Source organism: Streptomyces sp. (assembly GCF_031181705.1).
Taxonomy (GTDB): Bacteria; Actinomycetota; Actinomycetes; order Streptomycetales; family Streptomycetaceae; genus Streptomyces.
Genome location: NZ_JAPSKN010000222.1, coordinates 1 through 5,663, shown reverse-complemented (window position 1 = coordinate 5,663; position 5,663 = coordinate 1). Strand labels below are relative to the sequence as shown.

Genomic DNA, 5,663 nt, shown 5'->3' with positions numbered 1-5,663 from the left:
GCGGATACCAGTCGATCCTGGCCCACAGCCGCGCCAACACCCCACCCGTCCCGAGAAGTTCGTCGCACGCCTTGGCGAAAGACTCCTGCGGCACCCTCGTACCGGCCTCCACCCGGGCCACGTGCGAGCGGTCGCACGGGATCTGCCGGGCAAGACCCTCCTGCGTGAGCAGTGCCGCCTCGCGGAAGTGCCGCAGCACCTCCCCGAACACGGCGGCCGTGCTCGCCCCCGACTCCGCTGCGCCATTGCGTCGGCCCACGGCATCCCCCTCCGTGACAGTGCGCCGGTGTCACACGTCAAGCATTGAAGCGAGCCATTCCCGTGCGCAACGCTCGATACACCCAGAGTGACGGAGGTGCACGGAATGGAACCGGGAACGCTCGTCTTCGACCCGCAGACGAACAGGGTCGGCGCGTACCAGGACAGGACCGGCCCGTATGTGATGCTGCGCCCGGTCGGCGGCGGCCGGGAGTGGCAGGCGGACCCGGCGCGGATCCGGGAGGCGACACCGGAGGAACGGCTCAGCGCGGGCGTGCGCGCGGTCAACGACCGTTCCCGGGAAGGGCTGTCGGCTGATCCGAACCGGCCTCCGCTGCCGGTGCGGGGGTGCGCGGCGTGCGAGGAGCTGTCGGTCCGGCGGGACAGGGCACGGGCGGCGTTCGACGCGAGCGGCGTGACGGACGCGAACGTCCTGCTGCGCAAGCACCAACGCGAGGAGCACGGCGGGGAGTCGGCGGGACGCCGCGTCTTCCGGTACGTGCCGTACACGATCGTGCAGGACGCGTCCGCCCTGCCCGAGTACCAGGCGTACTGCGTCTCCGGCGAGGACGCGGACTGCGGGGCGAGTTCGGGTCCGTGCGCGGCGCCCGGCGAGGTGGAGGAGTGGCAGCGCAGGCACACCCAGGAGACCCGGCACCTGCGCTACCGCCGCAGCTTCGCCGACTACGCGGTGCTGGAGCGGCAGGGCGGCTGAGAACCGGCCCTGGCTCAGGGGCGGCCGGTCGGTTTCCGCAGCCCGGGGGGAAGGTCCTCGACGTGCGACGCGACGACGAGGCGGTGGGCGTCGGTGCCCTCGGCGACCGCGACCGCGACAGCGGGGTCCACGCCGCGCACCGCGAACGCGGTCGTCAGGACCGGGCCCTCCCCGTCGCCGTCGCCGGGTGTGTCGTCGCAGGCCGGGACGGTGGCGGGGCCGAGCGGCCGTCCCAGGGGCACGGAGGTCTCCGTCCCGCCGAGGTAGGTGCGGCCGTCGTACTCGACGACGTAGGCGCAGGAAGCCTCGGGCTGCGCCCCGTCGTCCGGGGACGAGGGCGCGCAGCCCGTGCTCAGGAGGACGACGACGGCCGTCACCGGCAGGGCCCACGACAGGGACGACGGCTTCACCGGTACGCCTCCTCCGGGAGCCGCGCTCCCGCACGTCGGATACGCGACGAAGACGTGCGGGAACCCGGGAAACGTTCAGTTCCCGGGCGGCCCCTGCGCCACGAGCCGCCCGCCGCCCGTCCCGCCCACCGGGCCGAGGTCGATCAGCCAGTCGGAGGCCTGGACGACGTCGGTGTTGTGCTCGATGGTGACGACCGAGTGCCCGGCGTCGACGAGCCGTTGGAGGACGCCGAGGAGGCGGGCGGTGTCGGCCGAGTGCAGGCCCGTCGTCGGTTCGTCGAGGAGGTACAGGACGCGGCCCGTGGTGCGCCGGCCCAGTTCCTTCGCGAGTTTCAGGCGCTGGGCCTCGCCGCCGGAGAGGGTGGGGGCGGGCTGGCCGAGCGGCAGGTAGCCGAGGCCGACGTCCGCCATGCGGCGCAGCCGGGTCGCGACGGCCGGGACGTCCGCGAACACGGTCAGCGCCTCGTCCACCGTCGCCGCGAGCACCTCGGCGATGTCGTGGCCCTCGTGGCGCACGGACAGCACCTCCGGCCGGAAGCGGCGGCCCTTGCAGGTGGGGCAGCGCACCTGCACCGCGGGCAGGAAGTGCATGCGCACGGTGAGGACGCCCGCGCCCTCGCAGCGTTCGCAGCGGCCCCCGGGCACGTTGAAGGAGAAGTGCCCGGCGGTGAGGGCGCCCCGGCTGCGGGCGGCGAAGACCTCGCGGATCGGGGTGAAGACGTCCGAGTAGGTGGCCGCGTTGGAGCGCGGGAGGCGGCTGATGGGCTCCTGGTCGATGAGGACGGCCTTGGACAGGTGCTCCCAGCCGTCGACACCGTCGTGCTCGGCGGGATGCTCGCCGGCCCGGTCGAAGTGCCGTCGGGCGGCCCGGCCGAGGATGTCCAGCAGCAGCGTCGACTTGCCGGAGCCGGACGGGCCCGTGACCGTCACCAGGCGGCGCAGCGGGATCCGGACGGTGAGGTCCTTGAGGTTGTGGGCCCGGGCCCCGCGGATCACGACGGCCGTGTCTCCGTCACCGCGTGCGCGGGACCGGGGTGCGGGGAGCCGGCCCGACAGGTACGCGCCGGTCACCGAACCCTCGGTCTGGGCGACCTCCCGCGGCGTGCCCGCCGCCACGATCCGGCCGCCGTCCCGGCCCGCGCCCGGGCCGACGTCGACCACGTGGTCCGCGGCGCGCAGCACCTCCAGGTCGTGCTCGATGACCAGCACCGTGTTGCCGAGATCGCGCAGGCGGCGCAGGACGTCGATCAGGCGGGCGGTGTCCGAGGGGTGCAGGCCGATGGTCGGCTCGTCGAGGACGTAGAGGACGCCGGTGAGGCCGGAGCCGAGCAGGGCGGCCAGGCGCAGCCGCTGCGTCTCCCCGGCGGAGAGGCTGGGCGTGGCCTGGGCGAGGGTGAGGTAGCCGACGCCGACGTCCACCAGGCGCCGCACCCGCTCCTCCAGGTCGGCGACGACCGGCTCGACGAGCAGCCACTCGTCCCCGGCGGCCCGCTCGCGCAGCCCGGCGAGCCAGGTGGCGAGGTCGGTGAGGGGAAGCCGGGCGGCCTCGGTGATGCCGAGGCCGTGCACGGTCACCGCCCGGCTCTCCGCCCGCAGCCGGGTCCCGCCGCACTCCGCGCAGGGCTGCTTCACCAGGCCCTGCCGCTCGGCCCGTTCGCGGTACTCGGGGTCGTCGGCGCGGTCGGTGTAGCGGCGCAGCAGCGCCGTCGCGACGCCCTCGAACCGGCCGGCCGCCACGGTCTTCGGCGGTTCGGCGCCGGGGAAGTGCCTCCGGAACTCGGGGCTTTCGACGCCATGGAGCAGCAAGTCCCGTTCTGGCTGGCTCAGTTCGTCGATCGGGCGGTCCGGGTCGAAGGTGAAGCCGTAGTGCCCGGCGGCGGCCCGCAGCTGGGTCAGACTCCACTCGGTGAACTTCGCGTTCCAGCCCCGCACTCCGCCCCCGGCGACCGACTTGGTGCCGTCGACCAGGCGCCGCGCGTCGGGCCGGATCACCTCGCCCAGGCCGGTGCAGGCCGGGCAGGCGCCGGCGGGCTTGTTGAAGGAGAAGGAACCCATGACGAGGTCGGGTACGAGGTGGCCGCAGTGCGGGCAGGGCCGCTGCTCGGGCTCGGCGTCCTCGTCGGGTTCGGTGCCGTCGGCGTACGCGGGCGGGATGTCCTGACCGCAGCCCGGGCAGGGCCGTACGCCGATGCGCGACCACAGCAGGCGCAGATAGGTGAAGACCTCGGTGACCGTGCCGACCGTGGAGCGGGGACTGCGGTTGGTGTGGTGCTGGTCGACGCTGATGGACGGGGACAGGCCGGTGATCGAGTCGACGGCGGGTTTGCTCACGAAGCCGGTGACCATGCCCAGCGACTCCAGGTACTGCCGCTGGCCCTCCTGGTGGAGGGTGTCGAAGGCGAGGGTGGACTTGCCGGAGCCGGACAGGCCGGTCATGACGACCAGCTTGTTCTTCGGCAAGGACAGGGAGACGTTCTTGAGGTTGTTCAGACGCGCACCGGTGACATGAATGCAGGAGTCCATTCCTTCAAGTGTTCCATTGAAGTGCGGTGTTGAGACTTTCGCTCATCTGAGGCCACTGTCCTTGTCGTAAGCTTCAAATCGATGACGAAAGACGAACGCCGTCTGCGCCCCGTCGACCTGGCCCGCCTGGCCGGTGTCTCGACGCAGCAGATCCGCAACTACGAGGACGCCGGGGTGCTCCCGCCGGCCGCGCGCACCCCGTCCGGCTACCGCGTCTTCGGCAACGTGCACCGCCGCGCGCTGCGGGCGTACCGGACCATGCTGCGGGGCTACGGCCCGGTGACGGCGACGGCGATCATGCGCGCGGTCCACGACGGGAACGTGCCGGGCGCCCTCGCCCTGGTCGACGCCGCGCACGCCGCGCTGCACGAGGAACGGGCATCCCTGCGGGCGGCGAGCGAGGCCCTGGAACTGCTCGCCCTGGAACCCCCGGCCCCGCTCCCCCGCTCCGGCGGCCTGCGCATCGGCGAGGTGGCCGCACTGCTGGGCGTCCGCACGTCCGCGCTGCGGGTGTGGGAGAGCGCCGGGCTGCTCACCCCGTCCCGCGAGCGCGGCACGGGCTACCGCGTCTACGCACCCGCCGACGTCCGCGACGCCCGCCTGGTCCACACCCTGCGCCGCAGCCACTACCTGTTCGACCAGATCAGGCCGGTCCTGGACGACCTGCGCAGGGAGGGCAGCACGCAGGCCCTCCGCACGGCGATCACGACCCGTGGCGAGACCCTGACGACCCGCAGCCGGGGGATGATCGAGGGGGCGGGGGCGTTGCACGACTACCTGGACGGACTGACCGGCTCCGGGGGCGCCTGACCGGGCCACCACCGCACGGGGGGGGCTGTAGGACCGAGGTCAGACGGCCGCGGCGGGGCGTGGATCGCCGTGGAAGACCTGCTGGGCATGCCAGTCGCGGTGTTCCGCGGCCACCGGGTTCGCGCCGGGTTGTGGCCCGACGAGCGGGCGGCCCGCGAGCGCTATGACGTGGTCGCGGGCGGCGGGGCTGTGACCGACGAAGCGCTGCGAGACCAGGATGCGGTGATCGTCCCCCACACCGAGGACGCCCTTGTCGAACAGCTTGTGGTGCAGCGAGCACAGGCACAGCCCGTTCTCGACCTCGTCGGGTCCGCCGAACGCCCACCACCGCACGTGAGCGGCCTCAAGACCGACCGGTACCGCGCCGATCCTGCCGTCGTATCCGCAGAAGGCGCACCGGTACTCGTAGGCGGTCAGGACCAGTTCCCTCATCCGCCGATCCCGCCGCCTGCGCGCCGGCGAGGCGAGCTCGGCCTCCATCGGCTCCAGGTCCAGGCCGACGGCTTCGCACAGTTCCCCGTGCAGGGAGGGCGGGAAGTGCAGATCGAGCAGCAGGCGCGCGATCCTGCCGAGCAGGTCCGGTTCACGCCGCAGCGCGGCTGCCAGCTCCGGGGTGAGCCGCCCGGTGGCGCCCGACTCCCGGAGGTCGCGCACCCCGCTGCCGGGGCTGCCGGGTCCGCGGTCGGTACGCACTTCCCAGACACCGTCGCTGGTGAGGTGGTGGAACGGGTAGGCGGGAGTCGTCTTGTGGGGCGGACCGTACTCGCTCAGCAGGCGCTGCAGGTCGCGCTCCACCGCGGTGTACGGCAATCCGGCGTCGGCGTCCTCCTGGAACCGGCCCAGGGCGTACAGCAGCAGCAACGGCTTGTGCGGAGCGCGGGCCCCGTTCCTCGCCCACTGCCTCAGCGCCGCTATTCGCTCCAGCCAGTCCATGGCGGTTGATCGTA

Annotated in this window: 6 protein-coding genes; 2 read left to right on the top strand and 4 right to left on the bottom strand. The window is 73.2% G+C overall.

All coding sequences use genetic code 11. From position 1 onward, the window contains the following. Nucleotides 1-259: helix-turn-helix transcriptional regulator (locus RIN80_RS25940; protein WP_309098074.1), on the bottom strand; the 259-nt coding region annotated here is incomplete at its 3' end. Nucleotides 260-364: 105 nt separating this feature from the next. Between RIN80_RS25940 and RIN80_RS25935 the strand changes: the two genes are divergently transcribed. Continuing rightward, complete coding sequence (locus RIN80_RS25935; RefSeq protein WP_309098073.1) at nucleotides 365-973, top strand: hypothetical protein; 609 nt, start codon at nucleotides 365-367, stop codon at nucleotides 971-973. A gap of 14 nt (nucleotides 974-987) precedes the next feature. Here the strand turns inward: RIN80_RS25935 and RIN80_RS25930 are convergent, their stop codons facing one another. Together RIN80_RS25930 and uvrA are read right to left on the bottom strand one after the other, a co-directional pair. Next, nucleotides 988-1,383 (bottom strand): DUF6281 family protein, encoded by a 396-nt coding sequence (locus RIN80_RS25930; RefSeq protein WP_309098072.1) that lies wholly within the window; start codon nucleotides 1,381-1,383, stop codon nucleotides 988-990. Nucleotides 1,384-1,458: 75 nt separating this feature from the next. Continuing rightward, nucleotides 1,459-3,906 carry an excinuclease ABC subunit UvrA gene (gene uvrA / locus RIN80_RS25925; RefSeq protein WP_309098071.1) on the bottom strand — a complete coding sequence of 816 codons (2,448 nt, stop codon included), beginning with the start codon at nucleotides 3,904-3,906 and terminating at the stop codon, nucleotides 1,459-1,461. 81 nt (nucleotides 3,907-3,987) lie between these two features. Here uvrA and RIN80_RS25920 point away from each other — a divergent pair, with 81 nt between their 5' ends. Beyond that, nucleotides 3,988-4,716: a MerR family transcriptional regulator gene (locus tag RIN80_RS25920; RefSeq protein WP_309098070.1), complete on the top strand. Its 729-nt coding sequence runs from the start codon at nucleotides 3,988-3,990 to the stop codon at nucleotides 4,714-4,716. A gap of 39 nt (nucleotides 4,717-4,755) precedes the next feature. Here RIN80_RS25920 and RIN80_RS25915 read toward each other — a convergent pair whose 3' ends face one another. Continuing rightward, a complete protein-coding gene (locus RIN80_RS25915; protein ID WP_309098075.1) occupies nucleotides 4,756-5,649 on the bottom strand; it encodes a phosphorothioated DNA-binding restriction endonuclease in 894 nt (297 codons plus the stop codon). Nucleotides 5,650-5,663 lie beyond the last annotated feature (14 nt).

Coding starts and splice junctions, on each gene's coding strand:
- RIN80_RS25920 (WP_309098070.1), top strand. CDS start 3,988: ATGACGAAAGACGAACGCCGTCTGCGCCCCGTCGACCTGGCCCGCCTG.
- RIN80_RS25935 (WP_309098073.1), top strand. CDS start 365: ATGGAACCGGGAACGCTCGTCTTCGACCCGCAGACGAACAGGGTCGGC.
- RIN80_RS25915 (WP_309098075.1), bottom strand. CDS start 5,649: ATGGACTGGCTGGAGCGAATAGCGGCGCTGAGGCAGTGGGCGAGGAAC.
- uvrA (WP_309098071.1), bottom strand. CDS start 3,906: ATGGACTCCTGCATTCATGTCACCGGTGCGCGTCTGAACAACCTCAAG.